Origin of the sequence: Streptomyces sp. NPDC048001, assembly GCF_043203115.1 — a bacterium.
GTDB lineage: Bacteria > Actinomycetota > Actinomycetes > Streptomycetales > Streptomycetaceae > Streptomyces > Streptomyces sanyensis.
This window is the reverse complement of record NZ_JBIDBN010000009.1, coordinates 1-15,508: the sequence shown is the minus strand read 5'-3', so window position 1 is coordinate 15,508 and position 15,508 is coordinate 1. Positions and strand designations below refer to the sequence as shown.

Below are 15,508 nucleotides of genomic sequence, written 5' to 3'. Positions count from 1 at the left end.
TGCTCACCGGCGCCACCCGGGGGCGTCCGCGCCCCAGCGACCCGAGGGGGCCGCCCAGCCGGAGGGGCCTCCGTCGAAGGCCACGGCGGGCAGCGCGTGGCGCAGCCGCCCCCGCGGGGTGTCCACCTCGGTCGTCCACGGCTCCGCGTCGAAGTCCTCCTCCGCGCCGAGGTCCTCCTCCGCGGCGGACGGTCCGGAAGCCGTGCCCGGCCCGTGGAGCAGCCAGGCGGCGGTCCGTGCCAGTGAGACGTCCACCACCCGCCCGGTGCCCGAGGAGTGCCGGAGGGTCAGGGCCCGCAGCAGACCGGCGGCGAGCAGATACCCCGTGCCGTGGTCCAGCGCCTGCGCCGGCAGGGCCCCCGGCACGCCGTCGTCCCCCTCCCGCAGCGCGATCCCCGAGGCGGCCTGCACCAGGCTGTCGAAGCCCCGGCGGCCGGACCAGGGCCCGCTGCGGCCCCACGCGGAGAGCCGGCCCACCACGAGCCCCGGCCGCCGGGCCGCGAGGTCGCCGGGCAGCAGCCCGAAGCGGTCCAGCGCGCCCGGCCGGTAGCCCGTCACCACCACGTCCGCCGAGGACAGCAGCTCCTCGAACACCGCCCGGTCGGCCCGGCGCCCGAGGTCGAGCAGCGCGGAGCGCTTGCCGAGCCCGGTGTCGTCGTGCAGGTCCTGTGCCTCCGGCAGGCCGGGGGAGTCCACGCGCAGCACGTCCGCGCCGAGCAGCGCGAGGGTGCGGGTGGCCACCGGGCCCGCGAGCACCCGGGTCAGGTCGAGCACGCGCAGCCCGGCGCACGGCAGCGCCCGGGGAGCCTCCGCGGCGGGCGGCGCCCCGGCCGCGCCCAGCGCCCCGCAGAGCAGCAGCGGCTCGGCGGCGGCCGCCGCACCCTGCGGATGCGCGGCCCACTCCCGGGCGGAGCGCACGGCGACGGCGAGGCCGCCCGCCGCGTAGACCGCCTCCTCCACCCCGGTGGCGGGGCGCTCCGCGACGGCTCCGGCCACGGACGCCGCCCCCGCGCCGTCCGGCAGGCCGAGCGCCTGCCGCAGCCGGCGCCGGTGGTGCGGGTAGTTGGCGTGGGTGCGGACCCAGCCGTCGGCGGCGGGCCAGAAGCGCGAGAGCGGGGCGAAGGCCGTCGGCGGCGCCCCGTCGAGCCGTACGAGCCGGTCGCCGAGGAAGGCCGCGGTCACCGCCCCGTCGTCGACGCGGACGGCGGGCACCGGGCCGCCGCCCCGCCGGGCGGCCAGCTCCGCGGCCGCCAGCGAGCAGAGGGCGACGGTGGCCCGTGCGAGGGGCAGGGCGGGGAGCCGGGAGCGCAGGCCGCCCGTCCCCGCGGCGGTGACCCGCTCCGTCAGCGCCGGGTCGCCGCCGAGGGCGGCCCAGCCCTCCGCGACGCCCGGGGGAAGATCATCCGACATGCCGCCACTATGGCACGGCGGCCGGGCGCGCGGTACGGGCCGCCGCCCCGCGGGCACCCGCCGAGGCGGAGGGCCCCGCGGGCGGCCGGTCCCGGTCCTGCCGGGCCCGGCCCCCGCGGGGCCCTTGCGGTGCGGCCGCCGCACCCGGACCGGACCCGGTGGCCGGGTCCGGTCCGGGGCCGGCCCTCAGGGACCGGCCGCACCCGGGGGTGCGGCTACCAGCGGACGGCGTCCAGGGCGTCGGCGACGCCGGTGCCGTAGAAGCCGTTGTTGCGCGTGCCGCCCTCGCAGACCGCGTCCACCGTGCCGTCGCCGTTGATGTCGTACGGATTGGTGCACGCGGTGTCGTCGGCCTGGGCGTACAGCAGGCCCTTGACCAGCGCCGGCGGCGCGTAGGGGTGCTTCGACTTGATCAGCGCGACCACGCCCGCGACGTGCGGGGAGGCCATCGAGGTGCCTGCCTTGTACCCGTAGCCGCCGCCGGGCAGCGTGGAGAGGATGCGGCCGTCGACGGCCGGTCCCTCCGGGGCCTGGTAGCGGGTCGCGTCGCCGCCGGGGGCGGAGATGTCCACGACACCGTGGCCGTAGTTCGAGTACGAGGACTTCAGGTTCTTCGCGCCCAGCGCGGAGACCGTGACCACACCCGGGATCTGGGTGGGGATGTCGAGGCACTCGCGCGGGTTGACGACACGCTCCACCGGGGTGGTGTCGTTCGGGCTCGTGACGTCGGTGAGCTCGTCGGCGGCGAGGTCCATCCGCGAGTTGCCCGCCGCGGCCACGTTGACCGCACCCTTGCGCTCCGCGTACCGGGCGGCACGGGAGACGGCCTCGACGAGGGCCTTCTGGTCCGCGTCGTTCTTGCAGTTGAACAGCCACGGGTCGGTGTAGTAGCTGTTGTTGGTGACGTCGACGCCGTGCTCGGCCGCCCACACGAAGCCGCAGACCACGGCCTCGGTGTAGAAGAAGCCGTCGGGCTGCGAGACCTTGATGCCGGAGACCTTCACACCCGGCGCGACACCGGTGATGCCGACGTCGTTCTTCGCGGCGGCGATGGTCCCCGCGACGTGGGTGCCGTGGTCGGACTCGTCCGGCCCCGGACGCCAGGCGCCGTCCGCGGTGTTCGGCACACCGCCGACGCAGCTGACCGACGCCTTGCGGTCGAAGTTCGGGGCGAGGTCGGGGTGGGTGTCGTCCACACCGGTGTCGATGACCGCGACGGTCACCCGCTTGCTGCCGAGCGACTTCTTGTGGGCCTGGTCCGCCTTGATGGCGGGCAGGTCCCACTGGAGCGGTTCGAGCGGGTCCTGCCCGTCCACGGCGGCCTCGGCGGCGGCCGCGGCCTCCTCGGCGCCCAGCGGGCGCTCCGAGTCGATCGCCGTGTCCTTCGCCGCCGCGATCGGCGCGGTGCGGGTGGCACCGGCCGACTGCACACCGCGGACGCCGCGGATCGTCTCGGCGAACGCGGGGTTCTGCGAGTGGACGACGATCACGCCTATCCGGTCGTATGCGTACACGACCGTGCCGCCGGCCTTGGCTATCGCCTTCTTGACGGCCTTCGAGGTGCCGTAGCCGCCCTTGACGTTGACCACGTAGGACAGCTTGGGGCCGTCCGTCGACACCGCGGCGGGGACATCGTCCGTGACCGCTGCCGACGCCGTACCCGTCGGCAGGAAGCCCAGCGATGCCGTGAGCGCCAGACCGACGGGGAGCGCGAGAGCGCGTCGTCGTCCGGATCCCAGATGAGCCATGGGTTCTCCACATCATCCGTGACAACCGCCCAAACACCCCTTGCGAATGGGCGGGTTCATGACGAGTGAAGCTATCGCTGATCATGTGGGCACTTCAATGGATCCGGCGGACGGATGCAGCCGGATACCGCCGGTCCCCCCGGAGGCGGGCGCGTACGGCACGGGCGGAACCCGGCGGTACCCGTCCCGTCCCCACGCCGGGGCGGCGGCGACCTGCGGGCACCTCGGAGAACCACCCGTGTGAACCGGTTCGCCCCGCACCCCGTGCCGTTGTCAGGGAGTGGAACGACAACCCGCCACTCCCCAGGGCACCACCGTCCAGCCGACCCCCATCCGCCCCGTGTCGCGAGGAGATTCCGTGACCACCGATGCGCCGCCGCCCCCGAGCGGCCCGGACACCGCCCCCGCCCAGCCCACCGCCCAAGCGTTCGTCCGCATGCAGGAGAGTCCGGAATTCGGCGAACTCCGCCGGGCCCACCGCTCCTTCGCCTTCCCCCTGACCGTCGCCTTCATCGCCTGGTACCTGCTCTACGTGCTGCTGTCCAACTACGCGGGCGGCTTCATGGGCACCAGGCTCCTCGGCAACGTCAACGTCGCGCTCGTCCTCGGGCTCGCGCAGTTCGCCACCACCTTCCTCATCGCCTGGTTCTACTCCCGGCACGCCGCCGGGAAGCTCGACCCGCAGGCGGAGGCCATCAAGTCCCGTATGGAGGCCGACGCATGAGCCCCGCGCTGCACCTCGCGGCGGAGAACGCCACCACCGAGCACCGCGCACTGATCATCACCCTGTTCGCCGCCTTCGTGGTCGCCACCCTGCTGATCACCGTGTGGGCCGGACGCCAGACCAAGGACGCCTCCGACTTCTACGCGGGCGGGCGCCAGTTCACCGGCTTCCAGAACGGGCTCGCGATCTCCGGCGACTACATGTCCGCCGCCTCCTTCCTCGGCATCGCCGGGGCCATCGCGCTCTTCGGCTACGACGGCTTCCTCTACTCCATCGGCTTCCTGGTGGCCTGGCTGGTCGCCCTGCTGCTGGTGGCCGAGCCCCTGCGCAACTCCGGCCGCTACACCATGGGCGACGTCCTCGCCTACCGCATGCGCCAGCGCCCCGTGCGCACCGCCGCGGGCACCTCCACCATCGTGGTGTCGATCTTCTACCTGCTCGCGCAGATGGCCGGTGCAGGCGTGCTGGTCTCCCTGCTGCTCGGCATCACCAGCGACGGCGGCAAGATCGCCATCGTCACCCTGGTGGGCCTGCTGATGATCGTCTACGTCACCGTGGGCGGGATGAAGGGCACCACCTGGGTGCAGATGGTCAAGGCCGTCCTGCTCATCGCGGGCACCCTGCTGATCACCTTCCTGGTGCTGTGGAAGTTCGACTTCAACATCTCCGCCCTGCTCGGCAAGGCCGCGGAGAACAGCGGACACGGGGCGGCCTTCCTGGAGCCCGGCCTCAAGTACGGCGTGAGCGGCACCTCCCGGCTGGACTTCCTCTCGCTGGGCCTCGCACTGGTCCTCGGCACCGCCGGACTGCCGCACATCCTCATCCGCTTCTACACCGTGCCCACCGCCAAGGCGGCGCGGAAGTCGGTGAACTGGGCCATCGGCATCATCGGCGCCTTCTACCTGATGACCATCGCCCTCGGCTTCGGCGCCGCGGCGATCGTCGGCCCGGAGACGATCACCGAGTCCAACGCGGCGGGCAACACGGCCGCGCCGCTCCTCGCCCTGCACATCGGGGGCACCGACTCGGCCTCCGGCGCCATCCTGCTGGCGGTGATCTCCGCGGTCGCCTTCGCCACCATCCTGGCCGTGGTCGCCGGACTCACCCTGGCCTCGTCCTCCTCCTTCGCCCACGACATCTACGCGAACGTGATCCGCAAGGGACAGGCCACCGAGAAGGAGGAGGTCCGCGCCGCCCGCTGGGCCACCGTGTTCATCGGCATCGTGTCCATCGCCCTGGGCGCCCTCGCCCGCGACCTCAACGTCGCCGGCCTGGTCGCCCTCGCCTTCGCCGTCGCGGCCTCCGCGAACCTGCCGACCATCCTCTACAGCCTGTTCTGGAAGCGGTTCACCACCCGGGGCGCGCTGTGGTCGATCTACGGCGGCCTGACGGCGTCGGTCGTCCTGGTCCTCTTCTCCCCGGTGGTCTCCGGCAGGGCCAGCTCCATGTTCCCGGACGCCGACTTCGCCTGGTTCCCGCTGGCCAACCCCGGTCTCATCTCCATTCCGATCGGCTTCCTGCTCGGCTGGCTCGGCTCCCTGCTGTCGAAGGAGGAGCCCGACCGGGACAAGTACGCCGAACTGGAGGTCAGGTCGCTGACCGGCGTCGGCGCCCACTGACCGGGGCCCGGGACCGCTGAGCGGCCCGCCCGGCACCACCTCCGGCCCGGCCGCGTCGTAGGACCCTACGACGCGGCCGGGCCGGAGTCCGTGGCAATCTGGCCGCCTGCCCGCCGACGGACTGGCGTACGCTCGGAGGCGTCAGTTCCACCACCCGGGGAGGGGGCCAGCAGTGCTCATCGACACGTTCGGCCGCACGGCAACCGACCTGCGTGTCTCCCTCACGGACCGGTGCAACCTGCGGTGCACCTACTGCATGCCCGAGGAGGGCCTGCAGTGGCTGGCCAAGCCCGACCTGCTCACCGACGACGAGATCGTCCGGCTCGTCCGCATCGCCGTCACCGACCTCGGCATCACCGAGGTCCGCTTCACCGGGGGAGAGCCCCTGCTGCGGCCCGGCCTGGTCGGCATCGTCGAGAGGGTCGCCGCCCTGGAGCCCCGGCCGAAGACGTCCCTGACGACCAACGGCATCGGACTGCGGCGCACCGCCCAGGCCCTGAAGGACGCCGGCCTCGACCGGGTCAACGTCTCGCTGGACACCCTGCGCCCGGAGGTCTTCAAGGCGCTCACCCGCCGCGACCGCCACCAGGACGTGCTCGACGGACTCGCCGCGGCCCGGGAGGCGGGCCTGACGCCCGTGAAGGTCAACGCCGTCCTGATGCCCGGGCTCAACGACGACGAGGCGCCCGAACTGCTCGCCTGGGCCGTGGACCACGGCTACGAGCTGCGGTTCATCGAGCAGATGCCCCTCGACGCCCAGCACGGCTGGAAGCGGGAGGGCATGATCACCGCCGGTGACATCCTCGAGGCGCTGCGCACCCGTTTCACCCTCGCTCCCGAGGACGGCTCCGCGCGCGGCTCCGCGCCCGCGGAGCGCTGGGTGGTCGACGGCGGCCCGCACCGCGTCGGGGTGATCGCCTCGGTGACCCGGCCCTTCTGCCGGGCCTGCGACCGCACCCGGCTGACCGCCGACGGCCAGGTGCGCACCTGCCTGTTCGCCACGGAGGAGACCGACCTGCGCGCCGCGCTCCGCTCGGACGCCCCGGACGGCGAGATCTCCCGGATCTGGCGGCAGGCGATGTGGGGGAAGAAGGCCGGATCCGGACTGGACGACCCGTCCTTCCTCCAGCCCGAGCGCCCCATGTCGGCCATCGGCGGCTGACCGCGCCCGCTCGGCCGCCCCGCGCCCGGGGGGCCTGCCGACCCCTCCCGCGGCGCACTCACCCTCCGGTGCGCCCGTCCTCCCCGGCGCGCCGCTCCCACTCCTGAAGCGGCACCACGTCCTTGAGGAACCCGCGCACACCGAGGAACTGCGACAGGTGCTCCCGGTGCTCCCCGCAGGCCAGCCAGGTCTTGCGGCGCTCGGGGGTGTGCAGCTTGGGGTTGTTCCAGGCGAGGACCCAGACCGCCGGAACGCGGCAGCCCTTCGCGGAACAGATCGGCGTCTCGTCACTCACCGCGCCATTGTCCCAGCATGGCGACGCCGGGCAGCCACGGGGGGAGCTGCCCGGCGTCGGTCCGTCGCTCCGACGGGGGATGCGGAGCGCGTAGGAAGTATGTCACGGACAACGCCCGGACGGGCACAGGAACTTCATGATTGATCTGAGGTTTTCCTGAGGTTGGCGAACCGGTCGTCCTCGGCCGCCGCGTCCGGAGCCGCGGGGGAGATCATCGGGCGCACCGGGTCCGGCAGGTACGCAGACGGGAGCGAGGGCGCGTTCTCCCGGCCGGCGTTGGCGACGACCACCGCCACATAGGGCAGCAGCATCCCCAGGACCAGCGTGACCACGGCGACATGGCGCTCCACGTCCCACAGGACCGCGGTCAGCACGACCGCCACCGTCCGCACCGACATCGAGATCACATAGCGGCGCTGCCGCCCGCGCACGTCCTCGGCCAGCCCCCGCCGGGCACCCGTGATCCGGAAGACCTCCGCACCGCCCTGCCTGCGCATCGCGCTCCACCACCCGCTTCCGTGCCGGACCTCGTCTGCCCGGCGCTGCCGCGACCGGCCGTCCCCACGGTACGCCGCCCCGGCCCGCCCGCCGCCCCCGGGGCGCCGCCCGGAGGTACCGGGCGCGCCCCCCGGCACCGCCTTCGAGGTGCGGCGGCGCGGACGCGCGCGGAGACTTGCAGGGGTAACTGCTCACGCGGAGCCGTACGAGGAGGCAGCCATGGGCTGGTTGTGGGCGATCATCGTGGGATTCGTGCTCGGCCTGATCGCGAAGGCGATCATCCCGGGCAAGCAGCACAGTCCGCTCTGGCTGGTCACCATCTTCGGCATCATCGGCGCGATCATCGGCAACGCCCTGGCCCGGGGCTTCGGGATCGCGGCGACCTCCGGCATCGACTGGGGCCGGCACATCCTGCAGCTGGCGGCGGCCGTCGTCGTGGTCTTCCTCGGCGACATGGCCTACACCTCGCTCAAGGGCGGCAGACGCGAACGGGCCTGAGCGGCCCCGGCATCCTCGGCGCCACGGCGGGGCCGGGCGGACGCGACGTCCACCCGGCCCCGCCGTGGGAGCCCGGCGTGCGGGGCAGGTGCCCCCGCACGCGGCGGGTCACCCCGCGGCCACCTCGACCGCGGCCAGGTTCCGCTTGCCCCGCCGCAGCACCAGCCAGCGGCCGTGCAGCAGCTCGGCCTCCGCGGGCACCGCGTCCTCGGCGGTCACCTTCACGTTGTTCACGTAGGCTCCGCCCTCCTTCACGGTCCGCCGCGCACCCGACCTGCTCGGCGCCAGGCCCACCTCCACCAGCAGGTCCACCACCGGCAGCAGCTCCGCCACCCGGGCGTGCGGCAGCTCGGAAAGGGCCGCGCGCAGCGTCGCCTCGTCCAGCTCCGCCAACTCGCCCTGACCGAACAGCGCCTTCGAGGCGGCCACCACCGCGGCGCACTGCTCCGCGCCGTGCACCAGCGTGGTCAGCTCCTCGGCCAGCGCCCGCTGCGCGGCCCGCGCCTGCGGCCGCCGGGCCGTCTGCTCCTCCAGCTCCGTGAGCTCCTCGCGCGAGCGGAAGGACAGGATACGCAGGAAGCGCGAGACGTCCCGGTCGTCGGTGTTCAGCCAGTACTGGTAGAAGGCGTACGGGGTGGTCATCTCCGGGTCGAGCCAGAGCGCACCGCCCTCGGACTTGCCGAACTTGGTGCCGTCCGCCTTGGTCATCAGAGGCGTGGCCAGGGCGTGCACCTCCGCCTCCGGCTCCAGGCGGTGGATCAGGTCGAGCCCGGCGGTCAGGTTCCCCCACTGGTCGCTGCCGCCCTGCTGGAGGGTGCAGCCGTAGCGGCGGTACAGCTCCAGGAAGTCCATGCCCTGGAGCAGCTGGTAGCTGAACTCGGTGTAGCTGATGCCCTGCTCGGACTCCAGCCGCCGGGCGACCGAGTCCTTGGTCAGCATCTTGTTGACGCGGAAGTGCTTGCCGATGTCGCGCAGGAACTCGATCGCCGACATGCCGGCGGTCCAGTCCAGGTTGTTCACCATGACCGCGGCGTTCTCCCCCTCGAAGGAGAGGAACGGCTCGATCTGGGAGCGCAGCCGGGTCACCCACTGCGCGATGGTCTCCGGGTCGTTCAGCGTGCGCTCCGCGGTGGGCCGCGGGTCGCCGATCTGCCCCGTGGCCCCGCCGACCAGCGCCAGCGGCCGGTGGCCGGCCTGCTGCAGGCGCCGCACGGTCAGCACCTGCACCAGGTGCCCCACGTGCAGACTCGCCGCGGTGGGGTCGAAACCGCAATAGAAGGTGACGGGACCGTCCGCGAGAGCCTTGCGCAATGCGTCCTCGTCGGTGGACTGGGCGATCAGCCCGCGCCACGTCAGCTCGTCGACGATGTCCGTCACGGTTCTTCGGTCTCCTCGTGTGGATGGATGGGCGGCCAGTCTATGGCGTGCCCGGCAGGCGGCGACGGCCGACCGAGGGGCGGACGGGGCGGGCGCCTCCCGCGGGAGGGGACCGTCACACGCCCTGGCTGACCGAGCTCATGTTGAAGTCGGGCACCCTCAGCGCGGGCATCGCGGCACGGGTGAACCAGTCGCCCCACTCCCGCGGCAGCGTCTTCTCGGTGCGCCCCGCCTCCGTCGCCCGGCCCAGCAGGTCGACGGGCGACTCATTGAACCGGAAGTTGTTCACCGCGCCCACGACCTCGCCCCCCTCCACCAGGTAGACGCCGTCCCGGGTCAGCCCCGTCAGCAGCAGCGTCGCCGGGTCGACCTCGCGGATGTACCACAGGCAGGTCAGCAGCAGCCCCCGCTCCGTGGAGGCGGCCATCTCCGAAAGGGAGCGCCCGCCCCCCGCGTCCAGGACCAGGTTGTCCACGGCGGGGGCCACCGGCAGGCCGGTGAGCGCGGCGCTGTGCCGGGTGGTGACCAGGCGGTCCAGGCGCCCCTCGCTCACCCACTCGGTGGGCTCCAGCGCGAGGCCGTTGTCGAAGACGGAGGCGTCGTCGCCCGAGGCGTGCGCGATCACGAAGGGCGCGGACTCCAGGCCGGGCTCGCGCGGGTCGCTGCGCAGGGTCAGGGGGAGGGAGGAGAGCCGCTCGCCCACGCGGGTGCCGCCGCCGGGCTTGGAGAAGACCGTGCGGCCCTCCGCCGCGTCCCGCGCCGCCGAGGACCACAGCTGGTAGATCAGCAGGTCGGCCACGGCCGTCGGGGGCAGCAGCGTCTCGTACCGCCCGGCGGGCAGCTCCACCCGCCGCTCCGCCCAGCCCAGCCGCTCCGCGAGCTCCCGGTCCATCGCGCCCGGGTCCACGTCGGTGAAGTCCCGGGTCGAGCGGCCCGCCCAGGCCGAGAGCGAGCGGTCCGGCGACTTGGCGTTGAGCTCCAGGGTCCCGTTCGGCTGGTCGTGCCGCAGCCGCAGTCCGCTCGACGTCCCGAGGTAGGTCGAGGTCAGCTCGTGGTGGGCGAAGCCGTACAGCTCCCGCTTGCCCGCGCGGGCCCTGGCGAAGGACTCGCCCAGCGCCGGGGCGAAGCCGGCGAACACCGCGGAGGAGGTCTCGGCGGGCGCGTCGGCGAAGTCCGGGGACTCGGGTACGCCCGCCACCAGCGGCTGGGCGTCCTCCGCCGGGCCGGCGCCGCGCGCCGCCTCCTCGGCTGCCCGCACCAGCGGCTCCAGGTCCTGCGCCGTGACCGCCGAACGGGACACCACGCCCGAGGCGGTGCCCTCGGCCCCGTCGACGGTGGCGATCACCGTCAGGGTGCGTCCGCGGGTGACGCCGTTGGTGGTCAGCGCGTTGCCCGCCCACCGCAGGTTGGCGGAGGAGTGCTCGTCGGCGATCACCACGCATCCGTCGGCGGTGGAGAGCTCCAGCGCCCGTTCGACGATCTCGTGCGGCTTGGTGGTGCGGGCGCTCATCGACCGGCCTCCTGCGTGGTGTTCAAGATGGTGACGCCCCGGAACAGGGCGGACGGGCAGCCGTGCGAGACCGCCGCGACCTGCCCCGGCTGGGCCTTGCCGCAGTTGAAGGCACCGCCGAGCACATAGGTCTGCGGCCCGCCCACCTGCTCCATCGAGCCCCAGAACTCGGTCGTCGTCGCCTGGTAGGCCACGTCCCGCAGCTGCCCGGCCAGCCGTCCGTTCTCGATGCGGAAGAAGCGCTGCCCGGTGAACTGGAAGTTGTACCGCTGCATGTCGATGGACCAGGAGCGGTCGCCGACCACGTAGATCCCGCGCTCCACCCCGCCGATCAGGTCCTCGGTCGACAGGCCGCCCGGATCCGGCCGGAGCGAGACGTTGGCCATCCGCTGCACCGGCACATGCGCGGGGGAGTCGGCGTAGGCGCAGCCGTTGGAGCGCCCGAGACCGGTGAGCCGGGCGATCCGCCGGTCCAGCTGGTAGCCGACCAGGGTGCCGCCGCGCACCAGGTCCCAGCTCTGCGCCGCGACGCCCTCGTCGTCGTACCCGACGGTGGCGAGACCGTGCTCGGCGGTGCGGTCGCCGGTCACATGCATCGCCGGTGAGCCGTACGCCAGGGTGCCCAGCTGGTCGAAGGTGGCGAAGGAGGTGCCCGCGTAGGCCGCCTCGTAGCCCAGCGCCCGGTCCAGTTCGGTGGCGTGGCCGATCGACTCGTGGATGGTCAGCCACAGGTTCGAGGGGTCGATCACCAGGTCGTAGCGGCCCGCCTCGACGCTGGGGGCCCTCATCTTCTCGGCCAGCAGCCCGGGCAGCTCCTCCAGCTCGCCGTCCCAGTCCCAGCCGGTTCCCCGCAGGTACTCCCAGCCCCGGCCCACGGGCGGCGCGAGGGTGCGCATCGAGTCGAACTCGCCCGAGGTGCCGTCCACGGCGACGGCGGTGAGCTGCGGGTGGAGGCGCACCCGCTGCTGGGTGGTGACGGTGCCCGCGGTGTCCGCGTAGAACTTGTTCTCCTGCACGGTCAGCAGCGAGGCGTCCACATGGGCGACGCCGTCGGCGCGCAGCAGCCGCGCGCTGAAGTCCGCCAGCAGACCGCTCTTCTCCTCGTCGGGCACCTCGAAGGGGTTGGTCTCGTAGGAGGAGACCCACGTCCTGTCGGCGTGCACGGGCTCGTCGGCCAGCTCCACCCGCTCCTGCGAACCGGCCGCCGCGATGACCTGCGCGGAGAGCTTCGCCATGGCCACGGCCTGCCCCGCCACCCGGGCCGCCGCGTCCATCGTCAGGTCGACGCCGGAGGCGAAGCCCCACGCCCCGCCGTGCACCACCCGCACCGCGTACCCCAGGTCGGTGGTGTCGGAGGAGCCCGCGGGACGGGCGTCGCGCAGCCGCCAGGAGGCGCTGCGCACCCGCTCCAGGCGGAAGTCGGCGTGCTCGGCCCCGAGCGCGCGGGCCCGGGCGAGCGCGGCGTCGGCCAGCGCCCGCAGCGGCAGCGCGGTGAACGTCTGATCGATGTCGTGGGGCACGGCTGGTCTTCCTCCAGTGACTCACCGGGATCGCTACGGCACGCAGTGAATCACGGTTCGAGGGCGCCGTGTCCGGGAGGTGCGCCCGGTGTCGGGGACGGCGCGCGCGGGCCGGCCCCCGGGAACCCGCGCCCGGACCCGGCCGTCCGGGCGAGGCGGCGGCGCACACCGGCGCCGCGGGGCGGGCGGGGGCCTGTCGGAACCGCTGGACGGCCGAGCGCCCCGGACGCTCCCCCGGACCGCACCCGGCCCCACCCGGGCGGCGGGGCCGGGCCGCCGCCCGGGGCCCTTTCTCCGCCGTGCGTGCAGCTCACGCCGGGGCGGACCGGGCCGGGAGGCGGTGGCGCGTGCCGCGGCCGCGCCCTCGGCGGGGCGCGCGGACGGAGCGTGCTTCTGTAGGGATCCGACAGCGACGGCCCGACGGCGCTGTCAGGCCCCGATTCCCCGTACGGCGCCGCCTACCGATAGTTTGCAGACGTATCTGACTGCAGAGGGAAAGGGTGATCCGTTGAGCCGCTCGGTTCTCGTCACCGGAGGAAACCGGGGCATCGGCCTCGCCATCGCCCGCGCGTTCGCCGACGCCGGCGACAACGTCGCGATCACCTACCGGTCCGGGGAGCCGCCGGCCGGTCTCCTGGCCGTCAGGTGCGACATCACCGACGCGGAGCAGGTGGAGCAGGCCTACAAGGAGATCGAGGAGAAGCACGGTCCGGTGGAGGTGCTGGTGGCCAACGCCGGCATCACCAGGGACCAGCTGCTGATGCGGATGTCGGAGGAGGACTTCACCTCCGTCCTGGACACCAACCTCACCGGCACCTTCCGGGTCGTGAAGCGTGCGAACCGGGGGATGCTGCGGGCCAGGAAGGGCCGCGTGGTCCTCATCTCCTCGGTCGTCGGGCTGCTCGGCTCGGCGGGCCAGGCCAACTATGCCGCCTCCAAGGCGGGCCTGGTCGGCTTCGCCCGCTCGCTCGCCCGCGAGCTCGGGTCGCGGAACATCACCTTCAACGTCGTCGCGCCCGGCTTCGTCGACACCGACATGACGCAGGCGCTCACCGAGGAGCAGCGCGCCGGGATCGTCTCCCAGGTGCCCCTCGGGCGCTACGCGCAGCCGGAGGAGATCGCCGCCGCGGTCGCGTTCCTCGCCTCCGACAGCGCCTCGTACATCACTGGAGCCGTCGTTCCCGTCGACGGCGGATTGGGCATGGGTCACTGATCACATGAGCGGAATCCTCGCCGGCAAGCGCATCCTCATCACCGGTGTGCTGATGGAGTCCTCCATCGCCTTCCACACCGCCCGCCTGGCCCAGGAGCAGGGCGCCGAGATCATCCTCACGGCGTTCCCCCGCCCGACGCTGACCGAGCGCATCGCCAGGAAGCTGCCGAAGCCCGCCAAGGTCATCGAGCTGGACGTGACCAACGACGAGCACCTGGCCCGCCTGGCCGACCTCGTCCGCGACGAGCTCGGCGGCCTGGACGGCGTCGTGCACTCCATCGGCTTCGCCCCCCAGGACGCCCTCGGCGGCAACTTCCTCAACACGCCCTTCGAGTCCGTCTCGACGGCCATGCACGTCTCGGCCTTCTCGCTGAAGTCCCTGACCATGGCGTGCCTGCCGCTGATGGAGGAGGGCGGCTCGGTCGTCGGCCTCACCTTCGACGCGCAGTTCGCCTGGCCGCAGTACGACTGGATGGGCCCGGCGAAGGCCGCCCTGGAGGCCACCAGCCGCTATCTCGCCCGCGACCTCGGCAAGCAGCGGATCCGCTGCAACCTGATCTCCGCCGGCCCGATCGGGTCCATGGCCGCCAAGTCCATCCCCGGCTTCTCCGAGCTGGCGAAGGTCTGGGACGACCGCTCCCCGCTGGAGTGGGACATGGCCGACCCGGAGCCCGCCGGCCGCGGTGTGGTGGCCCTGCTGTCGGACTGGTTCCCGAAGACGACGGGCGAGATCGTCCACGTCGACGGCGGTGTGCACATCATGGGTGCCTGACCGGCCCCGACCTGCCGACGCGACGCCCCGCCCCCGCGGAGACCGGGGGGCGGGGCGTCGCCCGTTCGGCGCAACGGGCGGGGCGCCGAGGGGGCCCGGCGGTGATGCTGGAGGAGCAATCTTCCTTGTGGTGCTCCTGCGGCGCTCGGCGCCGCAGCTCGGCCGAGGGGGTGTTCTGCTCGTGCGGAGGAACCGGCGCAACATGCTCCTGCTGGGCGCGACGGCGTTTCTGCTGGTCGCGACCCCGACGGCGTCCAGGACGCTCTGGTCCGGCGGCCAGGGGGACGCGGCGCCCCCGGCCCCGCGGCCGACCCCCTACCGGGCCGACTGCCGCACGGTGGTCGACGGCTCCCGGGCCACCGCGTACTGCCACAACCCCTACCCGCGCGCCGACCTCGTCCGGCTGCACGTCGAGTGCGACCGGTGGTGGGACGTGGACGCGGACACCGCGGCCGCCCGGGTGGACCCGGCGGGCTACGTGGAGCTCAGCAGGCGCTGCTGGAAGGAGGTCCGCGGCGCCTGGGTCAGCCACGAGCCCGTCCTGGGGAGGGCCTGACACCACCCGCCGCCCCCCGGTCGGGGCCGGGCGGGCGGGCGGGCGGGCCGGGCGGCTCAGGCCAGCAGCAGCGCGCGGTCCCAGCGGCTGGTGGGCGCGGTGTCCGAGGCGAAGGTGTGCAGGGCGAGCGCGGCACCCGCCGCGCCGGTGAGGAAGCCGCCCGGGTGCTCCTCGGGCGGGCGTTCCCCCGGGGCGGTGGCGAAGCCGAACGGCGCGTCCTCGTCGGCGAGGTCCAGCAGACGGGCGGCCAGCCCAGGCAGGTGCCCGGCGAGTCGCGGATCGCCGCTGTCGCGGGCCGCGCGCCAGGTGATCTGGAGCAGCCCGGCCAGTCCGTGGCAGAGCCCCGCCTCGACCGGCGGCTCCGCCTCGCCCGAGCCGCCGCGGGTCAGCGCGGAGCGCAGCGCCACGACCGCCGCCTCCTGCCAGCGGGACACGCCCAGGGCCAGGCCGGCGAGTTGGAGGGCGCGGGCGATGCCCGGGGTGCCGTAGCACCAGGAGGGCCGTCCGGGCTGCTGCCGGGAGGGGCCCAGGGTCAGCTGGCCGGGCCACCAGGGGCCTTCGGAATCCGTCCGGCGCTGCTCGAGGAGCCACTCGGCGAGCTCGGTG

The 15,508-nt window shown here is 73.7% G+C and carries 15 protein-coding genes; 7 read left to right on the top strand and 8 right to left on the bottom strand.

The window, feature by feature from the left end; all coding sequences use genetic code 11:
• Positions 1-3: 3 nt before the first annotated feature.
• A complete protein-coding gene (locus ACGF15_RS17730; RefSeq protein WP_392799978.1) occupies positions 4-1,410 on the bottom strand; it encodes a CoA transferase in 1,407 nt (468 codons plus the stop codon).
• Between the two features lie 215 nt (positions 1,411-1,625).
• The gene (locus ACGF15_RS17725) at positions 1,626-3,158 is read right to left on the bottom strand and encodes a S8 family serine peptidase (RefSeq protein WP_345615683.1); all 1,533 of its coding nucleotides are present in this window, start codon (positions 3,156-3,158) and stop codon (positions 1,626-1,628) included.
• 358 nt (positions 3,159-3,516) lie between these two features.
• On the opposite strand from ACGF15_RS17725, the gene ACGF15_RS17720 reads away from it, so the two are divergent.
• The 3 genes from ACGF15_RS17720 to moaA all read left to right on the top strand — a co-directional run bounded on the left by ACGF15_RS17720 (position 3,517) and on the right by moaA (position 6,663).
• The gene (locus ACGF15_RS17720) at positions 3,517-3,882 is read left to right on the top strand and encodes a DUF485 domain-containing protein (RefSeq protein ID WP_256526931.1); all 366 of its coding nucleotides are present in this window, start codon (positions 3,517-3,519) and stop codon (positions 3,880-3,882) included.
• Positions 3,879-5,501 (top strand): cation acetate symporter, encoded by a 1,623-nt coding sequence (locus ACGF15_RS17715; RefSeq protein WP_345615682.1) that lies wholly within the window; start codon positions 3,879-3,881, stop codon positions 5,499-5,501. The genes ACGF15_RS17720 and ACGF15_RS17715 overlap by 4 nt, the downstream gene beginning before the upstream one ends.
• Before the next feature lie 172 nt (positions 5,502-5,673).
• Positions 5,674-6,663, top strand: coding sequence for a GTP 3',8-cyclase MoaA (moaA, locus tag ACGF15_RS17710; protein ID WP_345615680.1), 990 nt, complete (start codon positions 5,674-5,676; stop codon positions 6,661-6,663).
• A 58-nt stretch (positions 6,664-6,721) separates the two neighbouring features.
• Here moaA and ACGF15_RS17705 read toward each other — a convergent pair whose 3' ends face one another.
• Complete coding sequence (locus tag ACGF15_RS17705; RefSeq protein WP_345615679.1) at positions 6,722-6,958, bottom strand: hypothetical protein; 237 nt, start codon at positions 6,956-6,958, stop codon at positions 6,722-6,724.
• A gap of 134 nt (positions 6,959-7,092) precedes the next feature.
• A complete protein-coding gene (locus tag ACGF15_RS17700; RefSeq protein WP_362607177.1) occupies positions 7,093-7,455 on the bottom strand; it encodes a DUF3099 domain-containing protein in 363 nt (120 codons plus the stop codon).
• Positions 7,456-7,675: 220 nt separating this feature from the next.
• On the opposite strand from ACGF15_RS17700, the gene ACGF15_RS17695 reads away from it, so the two are divergent.
• The gene (locus tag ACGF15_RS17695) at positions 7,676-7,954 is read left to right on the top strand and encodes a GlsB/YeaQ/YmgE family stress response membrane protein (RefSeq protein WP_345615677.1); all 279 of its coding nucleotides are present in this window, start codon (positions 7,676-7,678) and stop codon (positions 7,952-7,954) included.
• A gap of 108 nt (positions 7,955-8,062) precedes the next feature.
• On the opposite strand, the gene tyrS is transcribed toward ACGF15_RS17695, so the two are convergent.
• From tyrS to ACGF15_RS17680, 3 genes are all read right to left on the bottom strand, one after another.
• A complete protein-coding gene (gene tyrS / locus ACGF15_RS17690; protein WP_256526937.1) occupies positions 8,063-9,331 on the bottom strand; it encodes a tyrosine--tRNA ligase in 1,269 nt (422 codons plus the stop codon).
• A gap of 115 nt (positions 9,332-9,446) precedes the next feature.
• Positions 9,447-10,841, bottom strand: coding sequence for a metallopeptidase TldD-related protein (locus ACGF15_RS17685; RefSeq protein WP_345615676.1), 1,395 nt, complete (start codon positions 10,839-10,841; stop codon positions 9,447-9,449).
• Entirely contained in the window at positions 10,838-12,361 is a 1,524-nt protein-coding gene (locus ACGF15_RS17680) for a TldD/PmbA family protein (protein ID WP_345615675.1), read from the bottom strand. The genes ACGF15_RS17685 and ACGF15_RS17680 overlap by 4 nt, the downstream gene beginning before the upstream one ends.
• 508 nt (positions 12,362-12,869) lie before the next feature.
• Between ACGF15_RS17680 and fabG the strand changes: the two genes are divergently transcribed.
• The 3 genes from fabG to ACGF15_RS17665 all read left to right on the top strand — a co-directional run bounded on the left by fabG (position 12,870) and on the right by ACGF15_RS17665 (position 14,902).
• Entirely contained in the window at positions 12,870-13,574 is a 705-nt protein-coding gene (gene fabG, locus ACGF15_RS17675) for a 3-oxoacyl-[acyl-carrier-protein] reductase (RefSeq protein ID WP_345615674.1), read from the top strand.
• Positions 13,575-13,578: 4 nt separating this feature from the next.
• Positions 13,579-14,346 (top strand): enoyl-ACP reductase FabI, encoded by a 768-nt coding sequence (gene fabI, locus ACGF15_RS17670; protein ID WP_345615673.1) that lies wholly within the window; start codon positions 13,579-13,581, stop codon positions 14,344-14,346.
• Between the two features lie 202 nt (positions 14,347-14,548).
• Positions 14,549-14,902: a hypothetical protein gene (locus tag ACGF15_RS17665; protein WP_345615672.1), complete on the top strand. Its 354-nt coding sequence runs from the start codon at positions 14,549-14,551 to the stop codon at positions 14,900-14,902.
• A 56-nt stretch (positions 14,903-14,958) separates the two neighbouring features.
• On the opposite strand, the gene ACGF15_RS17660 is transcribed toward ACGF15_RS17665, so the two are convergent.
• A partial coding sequence (locus ACGF15_RS17660; RefSeq protein ID WP_392799967.1) for a lanthionine synthetase LanC family protein occupies positions 14,959-15,508 on the bottom strand: 550 nt, incomplete at its 5' end.